General features: G+C 55.5%; 20 protein-coding genes. 2 read left to right on the forward strand and 18 right to left on the reverse strand.

Annotation, left to right across the window (positions count from 1 at the left end):
* Positions 1 to 97: 97 nt before the first annotated feature.
* From BEQ56_05795 to BEQ56_05880, 18 genes are all read right to left on the reverse strand, one after another.
* Entirely contained in the window at positions 98 to 1,048 is a 951-nt protein-coding gene (locus BEQ56_05795; protein AOH43029.1) for a hypothetical protein, read from the reverse strand.
* Positions 1,049 to 1,073: 25 nt separating this feature from the next.
* Positions 1,074 to 1,904, reverse strand: a complete 831-nt coding sequence (locus tag BEQ56_05800) for a sugar ABC transporter permease (protein AOH43030.1) — start codon at positions 1,902 to 1,904, stop codon at positions 1,074 to 1,076.
* Positions 1,905 to 1,937: 33 nt separating this feature from the next.
* A complete protein-coding gene (locus tag BEQ56_05805; GenBank protein AOH43031.1) occupies positions 1,938 to 2,849 on the reverse strand; it encodes a sugar ABC transporter permease in 912 nt (303 codons plus the stop codon).
* Positions 2,850 to 2,960: 111 nt separating this feature from the next.
* Complete coding sequence (locus tag BEQ56_05810) at positions 2,961 to 4,211, reverse strand: sugar ABC transporter substrate-binding protein (protein AOH43032.1); 1,251 nt, start codon at positions 4,209 to 4,211, stop codon at positions 2,961 to 2,963.
* A 147-nt stretch (positions 4,212 to 4,358) separates the two neighbouring features.
* Positions 4,359 to 4,892 (reverse strand): 6-O-methylguanine DNA methyltransferase, encoded by a 534-nt coding sequence (locus BEQ56_05815; GenBank protein ID AOH43033.1) that lies wholly within the window; start codon positions 4,890 to 4,892, stop codon positions 4,359 to 4,361.
* A gap of 48 nt (positions 4,893 to 4,940) precedes the next feature.
* Positions 4,941 to 5,249, reverse strand: a complete 309-nt coding sequence (locus BEQ56_05820; GenBank protein ID AOH43034.1) for a DNA methyltransferase — start codon at positions 5,247 to 5,249, stop codon at positions 4,941 to 4,943.
* A 16-nt stretch (positions 5,250 to 5,265) separates the two neighbouring features.
* Positions 5,266 to 6,279: a hypothetical protein gene (locus BEQ56_05825; GenBank protein ID AOH43035.1), complete on the reverse strand. Its 1,014-nt coding sequence runs from the start codon at positions 6,277 to 6,279 to the stop codon at positions 5,266 to 5,268.
* On the reverse strand, positions 6,276 to 6,920 hold the full coding sequence (locus tag BEQ56_05830) for a hypothetical protein (protein AOH43036.1): 645 nt from the start codon (positions 6,918 to 6,920) through the stop codon (positions 6,276 to 6,278). Before BEQ56_05830 ends, BEQ56_05825 begins: the two co-directional genes overlap by 4 nt.
* A gap of 16 nt (positions 6,921 to 6,936) precedes the next feature.
* Positions 6,937 to 7,953 carry a dihydroxyacetone kinase subunit DhaK gene (locus tag BEQ56_05835; GenBank protein ID AOH43037.1) on the reverse strand — a complete coding sequence of 339 codons (1,017 nt, stop codon included), beginning with the start codon at positions 7,951 to 7,953 and terminating at the stop codon, positions 6,937 to 6,939.
* A 22-nt stretch (positions 7,954 to 7,975) separates the two neighbouring features.
* Positions 7,976 to 8,461 (reverse strand): ureidoglycolate hydrolase, encoded by a 486-nt coding sequence (locus BEQ56_05840; GenBank protein AOH43038.1) that lies wholly within the window; start codon positions 8,459 to 8,461, stop codon positions 7,976 to 7,978.
* Between the two features lie 4 nt (positions 8,462 to 8,465).
* On the reverse strand, positions 8,466 to 9,446 hold the full coding sequence (locus tag BEQ56_05845; protein ID AOH43039.1) for an ABC transporter permease: 981 nt from the start codon (positions 9,444 to 9,446) through the stop codon (positions 8,466 to 8,468).
* A gap of 16 nt (positions 9,447 to 9,462) precedes the next feature.
* Entirely contained in the window at positions 9,463 to 10,461 is a 999-nt protein-coding gene (locus BEQ56_05850; protein AOH43040.1) for an ABC transporter permease, read from the reverse strand.
* A 15-nt stretch (positions 10,462 to 10,476) separates the two neighbouring features.
* The gene (locus BEQ56_05855) at positions 10,477 to 11,958 is read right to left on the reverse strand and encodes a lipase (GenBank protein AOH43041.1); all 1,482 of its coding nucleotides are present in this window, start codon (positions 11,956 to 11,958) and stop codon (positions 10,477 to 10,479) included.
* Between the two features lie 113 nt (positions 11,959 to 12,071).
* On the reverse strand, positions 12,072 to 13,061 hold the full coding sequence (locus BEQ56_05860) for a LacI family transcriptional regulator (protein ID AOH43042.1): 990 nt from the start codon (positions 13,059 to 13,061) through the stop codon (positions 12,072 to 12,074).
* 281 nt (positions 13,062 to 13,342) lie between these two features.
* Positions 13,343 to 13,858 carry a hypothetical protein gene (locus BEQ56_05865; GenBank protein AOH43043.1) on the reverse strand — a complete coding sequence of 172 codons (516 nt, stop codon included), beginning with the start codon at positions 13,856 to 13,858 and terminating at the stop codon, positions 13,343 to 13,345.
* 238 nt (positions 13,859 to 14,096) lie between these two features.
* Positions 14,097 to 15,407, reverse strand: coding sequence for a hypothetical protein (locus tag BEQ56_05870; GenBank protein AOH43044.1), 1,311 nt, complete (start codon positions 15,405 to 15,407; stop codon positions 14,097 to 14,099).
* A 459-nt stretch (positions 15,408 to 15,866) separates the two neighbouring features.
* Entirely contained in the window at positions 15,867 to 16,802 is a 936-nt protein-coding gene (locus BEQ56_05875) for a hypothetical protein (protein AOH43045.1), read from the reverse strand.
* Entirely contained in the window at positions 16,753 to 17,514 is a 762-nt protein-coding gene (locus tag BEQ56_05880; protein AOH43046.1) for a 3-oxoacyl-ACP reductase, read from the reverse strand. The genes BEQ56_05875 and BEQ56_05880 overlap by 50 nt, the downstream gene beginning before the upstream one ends.
* Positions 17,515 to 17,600: 86 nt before the next feature.
* On the opposite strand from BEQ56_05880, the gene BEQ56_05885 reads away from it, so the two are divergent.
* A complete protein-coding gene (locus tag BEQ56_05885; protein AOH43047.1) occupies positions 17,601 to 17,798 on the forward strand; it encodes a hypothetical protein in 198 nt (65 codons plus the stop codon).
* Positions 17,799 to 17,820: 22 nt separating this feature from the next.
* Positions 17,821 to 19,032, forward strand: a complete 1,212-nt coding sequence (locus tag BEQ56_05890) for a hypothetical protein (protein ID AOH43048.1) — start codon at positions 17,821 to 17,823, stop codon at positions 19,030 to 19,032.
* Positions 19,033 to 19,038 lie beyond the last annotated feature (6 nt).

A 19,038-nucleotide genomic window follows, 5' to 3' on the forward strand; every position in this document is an offset into this window, starting at 1 on the left:
TGCTCTGGTCAATGAGGGAGGTGAGATTCTCAAAGAAATACGGGAACGAGCTAAAGGTATCTCTGGGGCGGTCCAGCTTAAATTGTATGGCTCAGGCTCAGCGATTTGTCTGTCTCGTCGCTTTCGCTTCGGAACGATACTGGCGAGGGGAGACGCCATGCCGCTTCCGGAACATCTTGGAAAAGGCCAGCGCGTCGGTATAACCGATCATATTGGCGATCTCTGTTATCGAAAATTCAGTCTCACGCAGGAGCGATTCCGCTTTATCCATTCGCAGCTGCATCAGGAATTCCGCCGGCGGCATGTTCGCTTCCTTGCGGAATCGAGTCGTCAGATGGGAGCGGTTGATCCCGATCAGGTCTGCGAGCTCGCCGATTCGAAACGGCTGGTTGTAATTCGCGACCATGTATTCAACCGCCTGCTGGACGTAGGATGCCCCGTTTTTAGCGATCGGCCTGATCGTGGACGGGCCCCAATCCTGATCTGTGGGCCGGTTTGGCTCGGGCTGCTGATCCCCGATGATAATCGCGAAAAAACGGAGAAGCTCGGCCGTCCTGAGGAGCTCGTTTGTAAGCGTCTGGCGGCGGGTGTTAAGAATTTTCGTGACGCAGTCTGACAACTCATGCGTTCGCTTCACGGTTATAACGTATCGTTTCTCGTTGAAGCCCATCTGCGTCACGCATTCTTCGATCCCATTTCCGCTGAAGGCGATCCAGTCGTAGTGCCATGGGTCGTCCCAGTCGGCCTCATAGTAAACCCGGTCGCCGGGGTAGATCAGGAACGCCTGATCCTTGTGGACGGGATAGGTTGCTCCTTTGACCGTGTAGAGACCCTTGCCATTTCTGATGAGATGCAGCAGGTAAGCGGAACGAACGGCAGGTCCGTACGCGTGTCCCGAACGGCAGTCTTCCCGTCCGCAGTAATTGACATGATATTTATCAATCCCGACGTATCCGGTATCGCTGTCCGCTGTTTCGGGTATCTTCTTCCGAACTGACCCGGACGATTTTACCTGATTCCCGGTAAACCGGACCTCTTGCCCGTCCATTCTCGTTCATCCATTGCAGCCAGGCTCAGAGTTTCCCGCCGGTGGTGGCGATACCTTCGATGAATTGCTTCTGGAAGAGCAGGTACAAAACGATCATCGGCAGGCAGGCAAGCAGCGACGCAGCCATCAGCTGCGGAAAGTTGGCGCCGTATTGTCCCTGCATTTTCGCCAGAGCGGCGGCGAGCGTCGTCGACGCGTTCCGCGGCGCGGCGATCATCGGCCAGAGCAGGTCTTTATACGCGAAAACGGAAGTGAAGATTCCTAACGCGACCATGTTCGACCGGACCAGCGGGAGCATGATATACAGGAAGGTCTGTCCAATGTTGCAGCCGTCCAGTTTCGCCGCCTCTTCAAGATCGCGCGGCAGTCCCATGAAAGCCTGACGCAGCAGGAAGGTTCCGAACGCTGTGACCAGGCCGGGGAAGACCAGCCCGAACATCGAGTTCAGCGCGTTCAGCTTGCTGATCATGATGTACTGCGGAATGACAAAGATTTGCGATGGGACCATCATCTGCAGCAGGACGAGCGAGAAAGCAAAATCCCGGCCTCGGAAGCGCAGCCGCCCGAACGCATATCCCGCCATCGTCGCGGTCGCAACAGCGGCGGCGACGCGCCAGAAAATCAGCAGGATCGTATTCTTATATAGAAGCAGGAAGTTCATATTCTCGATAACGGCTTTAAAAGCATCGAGGCGCCAGACCGTCGGGAAGATCACGAACGGGTCGACGCTTGTCGATTCGGAGACGGTTTTAAACGACGTCAGGATCATCCAGAGAAATGGAACGAGCATGACGATCGAGAAGACAATCAGGATGACATGAATCCCGACGGACTGACGGACGTGTTTCTTGACCATAGCTGGCGAACTCCTTTCTTTTTATAACGGAAATCAGTTATAGAATACCCATTTTTTCTGCCCGATCATTTGGAAAACCGTGACGACCATGATCACGAGCAGCAATAAAACGACGATTGTCGAGCCATACCCGCGATTCGCCTGCGTAAAGGAATAACGGTAAAAAAGATACACGAGCGACTGCGTTTTTGTCAGTGCGGGATTGGTGATATCGATGACCATGAAGATCAGGTCGAAAACCTGGAGCGCGCCGATGACGCGCGTGATAACGACGAAGAAGATCGTCGGCGAGAGAAGCGGGAGCGTGATATGGAAGAACTGACTGATCCCGGTTGCGCCGTCGATCGATGAGGCTTCGTAGAAATCTTTGGGGATTTCCTGAAGCCCGGCGAGGAAAAGGACAATATTATATCCAAGAATTGACCAGATCCCGATTACGGCGATGAAGAAGATTGCGTAGCCTGGGTTCGAAATCCAGTTGATATGCGTTCTGAACAGGTTGTTCAGCAGTCCGAAATCTGAATTATACAGCCAGCGCCAGACCATCGCGACAGCGGCCGGTGCGGCGATCATCGGAAGGAAGAAGATCGTCCGGTATCCGGCGCGGAATCGGATTTTTTTATTCAGGAAGACCGCGAGAACGAGCGAGAGCGAAACCGAAAAAACGACTTCGACAACCGCGTATTTGAGCGTATTGATGAGCGCCTGCCAAACGTCCGCGTCGGCTAAAAGCCGTTGATAGTTCGATAATCCGACGAATATATTTCCGCGTCCGAAATCGCCGGTTTTGAAGAAGCTCTGATAAATTGTTTGAAAAATCGGAATAATATTGAGGACGGTAAGCCCGACCATTGTCGGCAGGATAAACAGCCATCCCCAGAAAAATTCTTCCCGCTGCTGACGGGTCGCTTTACGGATCGCCGCCATAGATTCCTCCTTTTTGATCTGGATAAAAAGGCTCCCGCTCGCAGGCTTCCGCCTGCGAGCGGGAGCCTGCGGGGATATGATGGTCGTTCCGGCCGAAGTCGAATCTCGAATCGACGGAGCCGGGTGCGCTTATTCTTCGGCCAGAATCGCGTTCATTTTTGCAGCGATATCTTTCAATGCGTCGGCCATCGTTTTATTTCCGGTCCAGACTGGGCCAAGGTCCTGCTGGATCATGGTTTCCCAGACGGTCGTGTTTCGCGAGTAGGGACGGATGACGAGCTTCGCGTCCAGCATGTCTAAATAGGCATGCAGGTCGAAACCCGGAACGCTGTTTTTCCATGCGTCGGAGGTCCCTTTATACGCTGACATCGTTACGCCAAGCTCCGCCTGGCGCAGCTGCGCCTCTTTTGATCCGAGATATTCAATCAGACTCCAGGCCGCGTCGGGGTTTTTTCCGTTCGCGTCAGCCGCCCACCCGAGCCCGTTATAAATCGAAACGCGGGATTCGGGACCGCTCGGCAAAACCGCGACATCGCAGTTTGCGGCGGTATATTCGTTGTCGCGGAACGCCGGAACCATCCAGGAGCCTTGGGTCACCATTGCGGCTTTTCCCGATTCGAAGAGAACCTGCGTCCCGTTTTCGGAAAGTGTCTGAAGATCCGGGACGGAACCGTCCTGAATCATGCCCTCGACAACTTCCATGGCTTCGATTGTCTTCGGATCGTCCATTTTCGACGTTTTCTTGTCGTCGCTGATGACCGACCCGCCGTAGCTGTAGATGAGATTGTAGTAGCTGTCCTGATTATTGGACGTGTTGATGGCGTAGCCGTATACGCTCCCGTCTTCTCGCGTCAGCTTTTTCGCAGCTTCACGCAGCGTTTCCCAGGTCCAGCTTTCATCGGGGTAGTCAAGGCCGGCTTCGTCGAAATACGTCTTGTTGTACCAGAGACCGATCGTATCGATATCCTTCGGAATTGCGTAGTGCTTCCCGTCATAGCTATAAAGGTTGACGATATCGGCGTAATAATTTTCCAGCTTGATGACTTCGCTTTTCGCGATCTGGTCGGTCAGGTCGAGAAGGATCCCGTTTTCCATGTATTTCTGGGATACGTTTGAATGCATCCAGAAAACATCCGGCAGCGTTCCGCCGGAAGCTCCGGCTTCGAGAACGGTCCAGTACTCGTTCCAGGTCGTTACCTGGGTCTCGGCTTCAATCCCGCTGACAGCGGTCCATTCGTCGAGAATCTTCTGTATTCCGGACTGCTGATTCGAGTCCCAGATTCCGACGATCAGTTTCTCCGCGGCGATGGCGGATGAGAAGCTGGCACTGATAAAAAGGATGAGCGCGATGGAAACAAACAACCATGTTTTTCTAAGCATATCTATCTCCTTGTCGTCGAAAATGTATTTATGATTAGGTATGATAGCATAGCCCCGGAGAATTCTATGGTCAGATTTAAGTTAAATATGGAATAATGTTGTCTGTTTCCCGCGGCGCAGGGATGGGCGCGGATCTCTGATGAATTTTTAAAGCGCGGTCCCTTTTTTCGACATGAAGAATTTCCGCGTGTCCGCGTTTTCCAACGCAAGGAGTTTCGCTTTCCGGTCGACCCCGCCCGCATATCCGGTCAGGCTTCCGCTCGCCCCGACGACGCGGTGGCAGGGGACGATCAGCGAGATAGGGTTGTGCCCGACGGCGCCGCCGACCGCCTGCGCCGACATACTGGGAAGCCCTTTTTGCGCGGCGAGCTGAGCCGCGATATCGCCGTAGGTTCTCGTCCGTCCGAACGGAATCGTCATCAGGATTCCCCAGATGTCTTTCCGGAATTCAGTCGCCGTCAGGACGAGCGCTGGCGTAAAATCCGGGGCGCGGCCGCTGAAATAAAGATCGAGCCACCGATCCGCCTGATCGAAGATCGGGAGGCTTTTTTCTTCATGGGTTTTCGCGAGTCCAGCGCCGAAATATTTCTGACCGTCGAACCATAGCCCGGTCAGCGCTGAACCGTCGCTGGCGATCGTTATTCCGCCAAGCGGCGATAAATAATGATGCGTGTAGCGCATGACGAACCTCTTCAGGACCTTTCATATTTTTATCAGCTGCCCCGAATATCAGCAGTTCCACCGGTATTTTATCATGTCCACGCAGCCGTTATCCTTAAATCCGACGCCCTCTTCAAGTAGGCGTGTCCTTTGTTCCGGGAAGCCCGGGGCCAATCTTCCGGCATGGTTCACGACGCGATGGCAGGGGTAGTCGCCGTAATATCCCGCCAGTTTCAGAACGTTTCCGACAAGGCGCGAATTTTTCGCGCGTCCGATCAGTTTCGCGATCTGGCCATAGGAGGCGACGGAACCAGCCGGAATTTCTTCAACGACTGCAAGGATTTCGTAGATCAGCGTTTCATCCAGTCCTTCCCGCATGGCGACATCTCCGTATTTATCGGGGACGGGTACTGTTCCGGACGATCAGCGTTCCGCCGTGGAGATAATGGCAGGCGGGTTTGGTCGGGTTTTTAATCCGGCGCGTCAGGATGTCGACCGTCAGATGACCCAGCTGCGACCTGGACACGCGCATCGTCGTCAGCGGGGGGGTGTTGATCGCGCTGAACGGGATATCGTCGACGCCGATAACCGAAACGTCATCAGGAACATGGAACCCATGCTCCTGAAGCGCGCGGATTGCGCCGATCGCAATCGCATCGTTGTCAGCGAAAAACGCGGTCGCGCGGACGGAATCGGCGCGACCGTTGAGGTACTCGCGCATGTCGCTGTAAGCTCCTTCGAGTGTCGGCGTCAGCGCGATCGTGCGCGTCTCCTTGAGCTGCAGCGCGCTCATGGCCTCTTCGAAGCCCGCTCGCCGTTCGTTGAAGTTCGAGATCGCGACCGCTGAACGGAGGTGCCCAATTTCCCGGTGCCCGATGCTGAAGAGGTAGCGGACAGCGTTGAACGCGATCGCTTCGTTCGCCATGACGACGCTGTCGATATCGCGAAAGCGCATGGAATGATCGACGACCGCGAGAGGTCCTTTAATCGTTTCGAGAGCATCGAGGAACGAATCGTCGAGTTCCGAGGCGATCAGGATCATCCCGATCGGTTTCTGACTGGAGACACGGTCGAGTTCAGTTCTGATCGTCCCGCGGTTGCAGTTGACAATCGTCAGATTGGTACGCTGCATAAGGAAATCCTTTTGGATCTGATCAATGATTGCGGCGATGAACCCCTGGTTTTCTTCGACGATCATGCCATGTTCAGCGTACTTCAGAAGAAAGACATTCCCGAAAGGCTTCATTTTCCGCTCTGTCCGAATCGGGTAATTCGCTTCGATCAGGTATTCCTTGACGCGTTTTCGCGTCTCGGCGCTGACACCGTCTTTATCGTTGAGGACGATTGAAACGGTAGCGGCGGACACGCCTAAATGCTCTGCGATTTCTCTGAGCGTTATGCTTTTCAATGATCGGTCTCTTTCATGTCGATAAAAGCTTTGAATCCCTGAAGAAGGAGATCGGCGACGGCGGCGCCGGGGTCTAAAATATCGCGGGACTGTTCGCCGCGTCCGCCTGCGCGCCCATGTTTCGCGAGCATGCCCTGGGTCGACAGGAAGCCTTCGTGGGCAGCGCTTGCCGCGTTGGCCGCGCTGATCCGCGGCGGTTTCCCTTCGGAAACGGAAGCGCGGAGGGCCGCGATCGCCGGAGCCAGCCCGTCGAGGAAGGTTTTATCGCCGACTTCGGCTTTTCCGCGCGTGCGGACGCCGTCGAAGTAGGCCTGAAAGAAATCGGGAAAGTTCGTGTCGTCGATCGATTCGGCGCCTTTAAACGCCTTCCCGATCGCCATCAGCCCGGACGCCATCAGCGTCCCCATTGTCGACGGCACAGCGTTCGACATCGCTTTTCCGGCAGTATAGGCGGTTTTCCCGAGATCGGTTTCCTCGGAAGTCTGGACCGCTGCCGCGGCGGCCTTGAACCCGTCCGACATTGTCAAGCCTAAATCGCTGTCGCCGACGACGCCGTCCAGCTTGATCAGGTAATCGGAATTCGCGCTCATCGTATCCGCCCAGATTTGCAGCAGTTTTTTCAGATCAGAAGTCGTAAACATGGCTCTTCTCGCCGTCTCAGAACTGATTCTGTTTGAAGAACGGGGTGTCGGCCGGAGCGGAAAGCAGCTCTTTCAGCTCGGCGTCGACTTTCAGCAGCGAAATCGAGAACCCGGCCATTTCCATCGACGTCGCGTATTCGCCGATATACGAGTGGAAGACTTTGATCCCTTTTTCCTTGAGGATTTTATCGATCTGGCGGTATACGACGTACTGCTCTTCGAGCGGCGTCCCGCCGAGGCCGTTGACGAGGACGGCGACTTCGTCGCCCTGCGCGTACGGAAGGTCGGGAAGAATCTTACTCATCATTTCGGCGGCGATTTCGTCCGCGGCGATCATCTTCCCCCGACGCGTTCCGGGTTCGCCATGGATCCCCATTCCGATTTCAAGTTCGTCTTCGGCTAATTCGAACGATGGATGACCGACGCGCGGAACGATACAGGGCGAGAGCGCGACGCCCATCGTTCGGACGTTTGCGCAGACTTTTTCGGCGACCGCTTTAACCTCGTCGAGCGATTTCAGCTTTGCCGCCGCTGCTCCGGCGCATTTATAGACGAAAAAGATCCCGGCGACGCCGCGGCGCGTATTCTTTTTGCCTTCCGCGAGCCGTTCGCCCGAAGCGACGTCGTCGCCGGCGACGACGGATTCGACGCGGATATCCGCTTCGAAATCGGCCATCTCAGCCGCCATATCGAAGTTCAGGATATCGCCGCCGTAATTCCCATAGATATAGAGAACGCCCGCGCCCTGATCGATCTCTTTCGTTACAGCGAACATCTGCTCCGCGCTGGGCGACTGGAAGACGTCGCCAATCGAGCATCCGTCGAGCATTCCGTCGCCGACAAACCCTAAGAAAAGCGGAAGATGCCCCGAGCCGCCGCCGGTCGCGATTCCGACCTTGCCCGCGTGTTTCCGAGCGTTGACGAGACAATGCAGGTCGCCGTTGACGTACGTGACTTCGTTCGGGTGAGCTGCGTAAATTCCTTCGAGCATTTCAGGAACAAAATTTTTCGGATCGTTAATAATCTTTTTCATGGCGGGATACTCCTTATAACTGTTAGTTTCGTTTGATTTCGATTTGTTCGGACTCGTCGTAGTGAACGACAACGACGTCCGTCATGTACGTTCGGACCGGCAGCCCGATCAGGCAGTGCACAATCGGGCGTTCGATCGAGAACGGGCAATAGTGCCAAACGCCGGGAAGAAGATGCACAACGGTTCCCATCGGGACGATATACGCTTCGGTCCGTTCCGGAACCTTTTCGTTCGAGGCGGGCGCGACATGGATTATGATATCGCCGTCGATCGGGACGAGGATCTCTCCGCTGAAATTATGATATTCCGCGGTGTCGACGAGATATTTTTCCGGCTTTCGGACGACGAGCGGCGAAAACCCGAACGGGACGCCGCGCGCGACCGGAATTTGCAGCCTGTCCGGATAAAAATCGCCCAGTCCTGATCCGCTCGGCTCGAAAAAGTCTGAATAGGTACCGAACGGTTCGAACGCTTCTTTCGACAGCGGTTTCGCGAGGATGGTTTTCATGAAGTTATCCTTTCTTTTGTTCACGGATGATTTTCGGGATGTTCAAAACGGCGAGGACGAAGATCAGGATCAATCCCCATGCGAACGTTTTGATAAAGGCGTTGATTCGCAGAATGTTAAAAGCGGAAGATACAAGCTGCAGCAGGATGATCGAAAAGACGACGCCCTGCGTTTTCCCGTCGCCGCCGTTCGGATCGATCCCGCCCAGAACGACGATCAGCAGCGTCAGCAGCGTATAAGAGGAGCCGTAATCGGATTTCGCCGAATTATAATGCGAAGCCATCAGGATTCCGGCAATGGCCCCGAGGATCCCGGAGAGGACGTAGGCGCGGACTGTCGTCCGCAGGATATTGATTCCGGTAAACGACGCGGCGACGGTATTCGTCCCCATCAGGTACAGCTGCCTTCCGAAAACCGTCTGGTTCATTAAGTAGCTCAGCGCGGCGACGATCAGGATAAAAACGAGCGCCGAATACGGAATAACGCCGAAAAAGGTCGCGTTCGCGATTTTCGCAAAGGATTCGGGAAGTCCGGTGATCGCCGGCCCTTTGGTAATAATCAGGCAGAGCCCGGAGAAAACCTGAAGCCCGCTCAGCGTTACCAGCATGGCCGGAATTTTCAAATAACCGATCAGGAAACCGTTGAACATGCCGCAGAGGACGCCGACCGCCAGCGCGCAGCAGATCCCGGCGGTAATCGCGGCAGGCGTCCCGCCGAACCTGAGCATGACGACGGCGGCGACGATCCCGGAAAGATTCGCGATTCCGACGAGCGACAGGTCGATTCCGCCGGAAACCATCGCGATCATCATGCCGAACGCCAGGATCCCGTATTCGGGAAGCTGGACGAGCATGCTTTGAAGGTTGGCGTTTCCTAAAAATTTCGGTTTATAAAACCCCATGAACGCGATAATCAGAACGGACAGCAGGAACAGGAGCAGCGTATGCTGATCGAATGATTTTGTCCAGGATTTCTTTTGTTGCATAGGTCCTCCTGTTCGATTAAATTTTAGCCCGTTCCGCGATCCGTTTGGCGCGAATCGAGGTAATCGACGTACCGAAAACGATAATCATGCCGACGACGAAGGTTTGAAAGTGAGTCGGGACGCCGAGGATAATCAGGTTGTTCTTAACCAGCGAAAGCAGCGCGACGCCGAGAATCGTTCCGGCGACGGTTCCATGTCCGCCGGTAATCCGGGTCCCCCCGATAACGACAGCGGCGATGACCATCATTTCCTCGCCCATCAGGACTTTCGGATCGGCGACGCGCATGAGGATCATGTACGTAATCGCGCCGATCCCGGCGATCGCGCCGGAGAGAATATAGACGAAGAAGCGCGTCTTCGTAACGTTGAAGCCGACGATATGGGCGGCCTGAACGTCTCCGCCGATCGCGTACATGCCGCGCCCGAGCATCGTATGCCGCAACAGGAAGTAAATCAGGGCGCAGAGGAACACAGGAACGAGGATCAGCGCGGTCATCGCGTATTCGTTCCCCGCTTCGTTCGTATAGGTGAAAAGCGAGATCTTATGCATCGTGTCGATTTTTTCAGGGAGATCGGTATAAATTTTCGTTCCGAGAAACGCGAGCGTCGCGCCGCTGGTAATCGAGCTGACCGCGAGCGTCGCGATCAGCGGCGGGATTCGAAGAATCGTAATCAGGAACGCGTTCAACGCGCCGAATCCGGCCCCGATCAGGATTCCGAGCGCGTACGTCAGCGGAATCGAATCGATCCCGGTTTCGAGAAGGAAGCGGATCGTCGCGATCATCGTCAGACAGGAGACGGCGGGAAACGAGACGTCGATTCCGCCCGAAACGATGACGATCATTTCGCATAGCGCAAAGATCAGCGTAACCAGCATTGTGCGCAGCAGGTTGATTCCGGTCGCGGGCGAAAGGAACGTCGGGTTCGCGAATCCGATGACGGCGGAGAGCAGGACGATCAGGTAGACGACGATCGCTTCGTTGCTGAAAAATTTTTGTTTCAGTTTTTCGTTCATCGGCGGATCCTTTTCCTAATCGCTCAGCGTCCGGGACAACGCTGTTTCGTCGACGTCTTTCGCGCAGACCGTCGAAACAGCTTTCCCGTCTTTCATGACGATAATCCGGTTGCAGTTCTGAATCAGTTCGGCTAAATCGTCGGAGATAACGATCACGCCGACGCCGTCCGCGGCTAACGTATGAAGATAATGATGAATATCCGCTTTCGCGCCGATATCGACGCCGACCGTCGGCCCGTTCAGGATCAGCAGGCGTGGTTGGGTATTCAGCCATTTGGCGATGACCATCTTCTGCGCGTTGCCGCCGGAAAGGGTACGGATCGGCGGTTCGGCGCTTTTCGCGTTGCAGCCGATTTTCCGGATCCAGTCGATCGTATCGTTCAGCATCATTTTCTGGTCGACTCTTCCGTTGACGAAGTATTTCCGGATCGAGGCCGCGGTCGTATTCTCCTGGATCGAGCGGTTCAGGAAAAGTCCCTGCGTCAGGCGGTCTTCGGGAACGTAGCCGATCCGGTATTGGATCGCGTCGTCGATCGAGCGGATTTTAATTTCTTCCCCGTTCAGGAAGATTTTCCCGCTGGTCGTGGGCGCTACGCCGAAAAGCGCGTCGCCGATCTGGCCCCGACCTGAACCGAGAAGTCCGGTTATTCCTAAAACGTCGCCCTTTCGGAGTTCGAAAGAAACGTCGGCGAATTCGCCGGTCCGCGAGAGGTTTTCTACGCGGAAGATTTCTTCCTCGGAAGGCGCGGGCGCGTAGGTCGACTCGCTGATATCCCGGCCGGTCAGGTCGTGGATGAAGCTTTGGCGCGTGTAATTTTCCGCTGGACCGCTGGAAATTTTTTCGCCGTTCCGGAGGACGGTAATTCTTTCGGCGATATTGAAGATTTCGTCGATTTTATGATTGACGATCATGATCGCCATATCCTTATCGCGCAGGTTTCGGATAATTTCGTTCAGCGCGTCGACTTCTTTCGCGGTCAGCGACGCGGTCGGCTCGTCCAGGATCAGCAGCTTTGCGTCGTTGATAATCGCGCGGCAGATCGCGACCATCTGCTTATTGGCGACCGAGAGGCTTTCGACGAGAACCTCCGGGTCGAGCTTCGCGCCGATTCTGTTCATCGCTTCGATCGCTAACGCGCGCGCTTCTCTCCAATTCATCCGCCTGGCCGCGGTCATGACGGAATGGTTGATCGAGATATTTTCGGCGACGGAGAGATTCGGGAAGATCGCGAAATCCTGATAGATAACCTGGATCCCAGCGTTAATCGAATCGCGCGGCGTCAGCTTCTGAACCTCGCTGCCTTCGATCCGGATTTGGCCTTTGTCGGGCTGATAAATCCCTGAAATAATTTTGATCAGCGTCGATTTCCCAGAGCCGTTCTCGCCCGCCAGGCAGTGGATCTCGCCGCTGCGAATTTCTAAATCAACGCCGTTCAGCGCGTGTACGCCGCCGAACGTTTTATAGACGTCTTTGATCGTCAGGAAAACATGGGACACCGGGGACGCTCCTCTTCAATTCGTTGAATTTCGGATAAAGGGTGAAACCGACCGGATAAGTCGGTTCCACCAGCATATAACCATCAACTTGTCTGGGAGAAAAACTCCGCGGCTTAGAAGTCGTACGCCGGATCGTCGACGTTGTCCTTGTTGACGTCGATCCAAGCCTGCCCGTAGAGGACTTTCCCGTCCAGCGCGAGATTATCGTAGCCTTCGATTCCGAGGTCTAAGCCGTCGGTGACGTCCTTCCCGTCAAGGATATTGACGGCGAGCTGAACCATGGCTTTCCCCGCGAGGGCGGGATCCCAGAAACCGATCGTATCGATCGTTCCCTCTCTGATGTACTTGCCGGAGACGGAGACGAGCGAGGTCCCGACGATCTGGACTTTTCCGGAAAGGCCTAATTCCTGGACGGCGAGCGCTGCGCCGGCGATGTCCGGCATCGCGGATCCCTGGACCCCCATGATATTCGGATTGGCGGTCAAAGCTTCTTTGACTTTTTCGTAAGAGATCGTCTGGTCGTCCTTGGTTTCAATCCGATCGGCCGCGAGTTTCATTTCCGGGAAGTTGGCTTTCTGGTACTGGATCGCCGCCTCGGTCCACTGCATATGCGATTCGGAGGTGAGCCCGCCGACTTCGAGGAGATATTCGCCTTTGCCGTCCATGAGTTCGCCCAGTCGCGCCATGAAATGTTCCCCGTAGGCTTCGTTATCGAAAGCTTCGATATCATAATCAATATTTTCCATCCCGGAAGCTTCGTGCGAAATGACGAGAATTCCCGCTTCGCGGGCCTTTTTCAGGACCGGCTCGAGCGCTTCGGTCGAGAACGGAACGACGCAGATCGCGTCGACACCCTGAGCAATCAGGTCTTCAATGAACTGCGCCTGAAGCGCGCCGTCGCCTTCAGACGGGCCGGTATAGAAAGCGTCGACGCCGGTTTCCTCGGCGTATTCTTTAACGCCGACTTCCATCCGCTGGAACCATGCGATACTGGTAAGCTTCGGGACGACCGCGATTGTGTAATCGCCGTCAGCGAAGACGGGAACGATCGCGAAGACGGTCAAAACGAGCGCCAGTAAAACTATAACAAAACCCTTTTTCATCTTTATTGCCTTTCTGTTTTTTATAACTTCCGACTAAACAAACGGCTTTTGTTTACTAAATCATCCGCTGCGTTAGTCAGTCCGTTTAGTATACCATTGGCGTTTTGTCTCAGAATCCGGGTTTTCACGAAAGAAAAAAAGTAAGGAATAAAGTCACATGACCGTCATGAGGATTGTCTTAGTCCCGAACGGGATCCCCAATTAAAAAAGAGGCGGCAACGGCTTCGGAGCTTCCGCGCCGCGCGAGCTTCATCTTCCCGTTCCGCCGGCCGGGTTTCGTATCAGGAAGCGCCCTGCTTCCGGGCCGCTGTCTGGCGCGCGAGCTTCCTGCGGACCGCTTTTTCCAGCTGGATCAGGCGCGGACGGTTGTATCGCTGGACCCAGATAAACGGCAGCTGGCAGCAGGCGTAAATCGTCGACAGGATCAGGAAGAGCCTGACCCCCTGCGTCCGGTCGGGCGCGAGGAAGCCGTAGAGAACGAAGACGAAACTGATTGCGCCGAGGAGGAAATGAACCGTTTCGCCGCGGCAGGTATGCAAAACGAAGCGATGGATATAGTCGGGGTCTTCGAAGCTGCTGATTTTTCCTTTATTGAATCCGCGGTTATTCTGCGGAAGGTAATCTTTCCATCGATGGATTCGAATGGACCTGAAGAATCTGGCTTCAAAATCGCCGCCGCGGAAAGGGAACTCTTCCGGGTGATAAACGCGGAGCGGAAGAAGGGCGTTGATAACGCGCGCGCCGTTCAGGCTGAGAACGAGGATAGAGATGAGGTAGAAAAAAAGCGGTTTGATCACGTTTCCCCATATTCTTCCTTTGAAAAAGCATGGTCAAAGAAAGCGTGTTTCGTTGAATTTTTTTTATCTCGAAAAAAATTATAACGGCAGATTGGCGGAATTAGTATCAACGAACGCGTTTTTCGCGAAAAAAAGGATGACGAAGGGGGAACGCCGCGGTTTCCCGGGCTCAGGATCGATTCTAAAAAGGGGAGCCCCCAGAGTGATCCTGAGGACTCCCGTTGCAAGGAGGAGGAAATTATCGATTTTCAGCGAGGGGTTCTTTCGTTTCCGGGTCGGCGCCGATCATGATCTTTAAGATCTCTTTATCGGTTTCCCTCATGCCGTCGCGCCCAAGCTTCGAGACGCTCGAAATCGTATTTTCAATTCCATCTTTGACGATTCCGTCGCCGCCGGCGAACCGCTGACGGTTGCGGGTCATGTCAATCGCGAGGTAGGCGCCGTCAATCGAGATCGCGATCTTCGCGGCGCAGGAGGGCTTTGCCCCATCGCAGACGATTCCCGACGTAATCGCCAGACAGTTGATGACTTCGTTCTTGATAAACTCGTCGCTCTCGCCCATCAGGTACGCGATCCCTGCGCCGGAGGCGCAGGCGGCGGATACCGCGCCACAGTAGGCGGATAAACGCCCGAGCCCGGCTTTTTGATGCAGCCCCAGAAGGTTCGCCAGAATCAGGGCGCGGTACAGTTCTTCTTCGGAACTGTTGAGCGTTTTCGCGTGCTCGATAATCGGAACGGAAATCGTGATGCCCTGGTTCCCGCTTCCGGAGTTGATAACGACCGGCAGCTCGCAGCCGCTCATCCTTGCGTCAGAGCCGGCGGCGGCTTTCGCTTTCGCGCGGACGCGGACGTCGTTTTCATTTTCGCGCAGGAGGACTTTCCCGATATTCGCGCCCCATTCGCCTTTCAGCCCTTCTTCGGCGATTGCCGTGTTATATTCGATCTGGCGGGCGATTACGTCGCGGACATCGCCGATTTCGCAGCTTCGCGCGAAGTCGAGGATTTCGTCGACGCACATTTTCCCTGCGTCCTGCGATTCGGTGTAGCCGCAGGCGATCGGTTTTTCCATCAGGATTTCGCCGTTTTTCTCGATCAGGACGATATTCGTATGTTCGTTGACGATCCGGACGCGAACCGAATCGTCTCCGGCGGTTTCGGTGACGATGAGATCGAAGACGATCCCACTGTCGAGAAATTCGGTCGTGATCACCTTCCGCGCGAGATATTCCGCGATTTCGCGTTTTTCTTCGGGAGTGACGTCGCTGATGACTTCGAGACGCTTCGCGGAATCGCCGGCGATAATTCCGGCCGCGGCGGCGGCTTCGAGGCCTTTGAGCTCGTCGGTATTCGGGACGACGACGGACTTGACGTTCTTAATGATATTGCCGCTGGCCTGAAGGAGGACTTTTTCCGGGATTTTCCCAAGGAGTTCGCGCGCTTTCGCGGCGACGTAAGCGACGGCGATCGGCTCCGTACAGCCCATCGCCGGTAGAAGTTCTTCTTTTAAGACGCTGACGTATTTCTGGTAACAGTCTGAATTTCGGTCCATGTCGGTTCTATAATATTCTCTTCCTGGCTGTGTACGGCCCGATCGAGGCATGACGTTTTCGGCGTTTACGAAGAAAAGCCGTTCGTTTCGAATCAAACGCATTTTCGAATTCCTGAGCCGCGCCCCGGTTGCCTGCCGCCTGCTGTTATTATATTGAATCGTCCTGATTCTTGCAATCCGGAAAACAGCTCGATTGAAAAAAATCGGCTCAGAACTGAAAAAATGTCGCGGAACGTGACGATCGGCGTGAAAAAATATGACGAATGTCCTGACGTTCGCGCGCCTGGAAATAAGATGATCATGTCTCAAAACCGGATTCTATGATAAAAATTTATCTATTTCTATGCCGTGAGCAAGGGCGCGGCCTGACTTCAATCGAAAAATATGCTTTGACAGGATTTTCGGAAAAATTTCGGAATTCCGGCTTTGAGGACAGCTTCAGGAACGGATTTTTGAATTTTAAGGATTGAGCCGAAAGGAGAATGGCGACGGGCCGGTTACGGAAAGCTCGGCGCGGAAGATCGCGCCTGCTTCGTTTTCCGCTTCGCCCGTCGTGATCATCATCAGATCCCGTGTCCCGCCGCCGAACGAGGGACAGCTGACATGCAGGCCGGCGACTTCGATTTCAGCCAGTCGTTCGCCGCTTTTCGGATTGAAGCAGGCGACCTTCTTCCCGCCCCAGAGCGCGATCCAAAGGTTCCCGGCGTCGTCGGCGCAGAGGCCGTCCGGAGCGCCGTCAGCTTCCGGGATCCGGATCATGGCGGTCCCTTCTCCGAGCGTTCCGTCCGGACGGATCGGATAGGCGGAGACCGTTTGTGTTGGCGTGTCGGCATGATACAGGGTCCCGCGGTCGGGGTTCCACGCCATCCCGTTCGGAATCGTCATTCCGGGCAGGATCTGGAGGATCGTATGGTCGCGGAGGACGTACAGCGCGCCCATTCCCCGTGCGTTGGGGTCGCTTTGATCGATCGCCATGACGCCGGCGTAAAGCGTTCCGTCCGGCCCGGCTTTCCCATCGTTGAAACGCAGCCGCGGGTCGAGGCGCAGCGAAAAATACGGCGCGCAGTCGCCGGAATCCAGGTCGACGATTGTCAGCGTATCGCGGACGCCGGCGAGGACGCAGTAACCGTCGATCGGGACGATAAAGCCGACGCGGTCGGGCATCGGGATCCGGCGGACGCCGTTTCCATCGTCCGTCCCGTCGGGGCGCCATTCGCAGACGGCTTTTCCTTCGATATCGACGAAAACGAACGAATCCCGCGCGGCGATCCAAACCGGACCCTCGGCGAGCCGGAATTTCTCGTTCCCGATTCGCTTGGATGAATAAACGTGCCCGGGCATGCGTTCAGTCGACGAAATCGTTTTCGGCGACGACGGGGAGCGTCGCCGCTCCATCGATCCGCAGGATATTTCCGGTCATGTAGGCGGCGTTATCGGAAACGACGTACAGGACGGCATGCGCGATTTCTTTCGCGTCCGCGAACCGGCGCAGCGGCAGCTTCGCTTTCGCGTCGGCGAATTCATCGGTCGAGAGGCGCTCGACCGCCGTATAGCCGGGTTCGATCGCGACGACGCGGATTCCTTTCCGCGCTAACTCCATCGCGGCGTTTTTCGTGAATTTCGAGACGGCGGATTTCGCGCCGGCGTAAACGGTCGAATTCGGCCAGCAGCCTTCGACATGGTTTGAGGAAATATTGACGATAACGCCCTTTTTCCCGGCCGCGATCATGCGCCGTGCCGCCAGCTGGGCGCAGAAGAAAACGCCGCGCCAGTCGACCGCTGTGATCCGGTCGAAATGTTCCTCCGTGACTTCCAGGAACGGCATGGATTCGCTGACGCCGGCGTTATTGACTAAAACGTCGAGCGTCAGCCCGAGCGCGTCGATCCGATCGAACATGGCGCGCAGCTGGCTCATGTTCGACAGGTCCGCATGGATCGTGGTCGCTTCGCCGCCGCCCCTGACGATCTCCGCGCAGAGGTCCTCCGCTTCTTTTTTATGGGTATTGTAGTTAATAATGACCCGGCAGCCGGATTTCGCCATCTCGAAAGCGACCGCCCGGCCAATTCCGATCGCGGCTCCGGTAACCAGGACGACTTTTTTCGCCATTGTTTTCTCCGTAATCTCTATAATCCGTTTTTTCGTTTCAGGCGGAATCCGCCGAGGTTTTCAATTATACGGTAGCGGAGTAGATATTGGGCGGGGTAAAGCGAAAAATGGTGCTGTCTTTCGAGATTCCGCAGATTGATTCGATCGGAAAAAGGATCGTCGTTTCGTCTTTGGAACGCGGGCGTCGTCGTCAGCTTTTATTTCCGTTTTTCAGTTTCGCCGCCGCCTGCTTTTATAATAGATACGCTTTTCGCTTTATTGGACGGAGGCGACTTTCAGCTTAAATTTTAAGGAGCCGGAAATTTCATGGCGACCGCATTTCTCAGTCTGATTTATCTGCTGTTTATCAGTTTAGGTCTGCCGGATTCGCTGCTTGGGGCGGCCTGGCCGGTCATGCATCTCGAAATCGGCGCGGCGGAGGATTTCGCTGGTCTGATTTTCATGTGTATTCAGGCCGGAACGATTACGTCCGCGATTTTTGCCAGCCACCTGATCAGGCGGCTGGGGACGGAAAGGGTAACGCTGATCAGCGTCGGACTGACCGCTGTCTGCATGATGGGGTTCGGGCTGGCGAAGACGCCCTGGATGCTGATCCTGATTGCGTTTCCTTATGGTCTCGGCGCGGGGGCGATCGATTCCGGATTGAACGAGTACGTCGCGGAACATTACGAATCGCGCCATATGTCCTGGCTGCATAGTTTCTGGGGCCTGGGCGCGATGACCGGACCGATCCTGCTGTCGATCCTGCTGACGATAGGGTCGAATTGGCGGAGGGCGTACCTGATGATTTCCGGGATCCAGTTTGTCCTGACAGCGATCGTTTTCCTGAGCCTGCCGCTTTGGGGAAGGATGGCGGAGCGCGTTCCGAACGAACCCGGGAGCGAAGCGAACGGCGGCGCGAACGGAAGCCCGATTGGTTCGGACGGAAGGCCGGTTTATCGGCGGAAAGGCTTCTTCGGCGCGTTGTTTTCGATGTTCCTGTATTGCTCTGTGGAACAGAGTTACATGCTCTGGGGCGCGACGTACCTGATCGCTGCGTTTCGTTTTACGCCGGCGGAAGCGGCTGGATGGATTTCGTTTTTCGTGACCGGGATTACGATTGGCCGGGCGCTGTCGGGTTTTCTGTCGATGCGCTTCACGAACGGTCAGCTGATCCGCTACGGATCGCTGACGGTTCTCGCCGGGACAATTTGCGTTATTTTGCCGCTGCCGGCGATGGTGCGCGTAGCCGGTATTCTGGTTGCCGGTTTGGGATGCGCGCCGATCTTCCCGTGCATTATTCATGATACGCCGGTCCGTTTCGGGAAACATGACGCGCAGGAGGTCATGGGGTACCAGATGGCGGCCGCTTACGTGGGGTCGCTGACGGTTCCGGCGTTGATCGGCGTGATTGCGACGCGTTTGAACGAGCTCCTGATTCCCTGGCTGATCCTGATGATTGCGGCTGGACTTTTTATCGCGACGGAGCGGATCGCGATCCGGAAAGCGACGAACGGTTCGCCGGCGCTTCGGTCTTAAAAGAAA

Source organism: Anaerolineaceae bacterium oral taxon 439 (assembly GCA_001717545.1).
Taxonomy (GTDB): Bacteria; Chloroflexota; Anaerolineae; order Anaerolineales; family Anaerolineaceae; genus Flexilinea.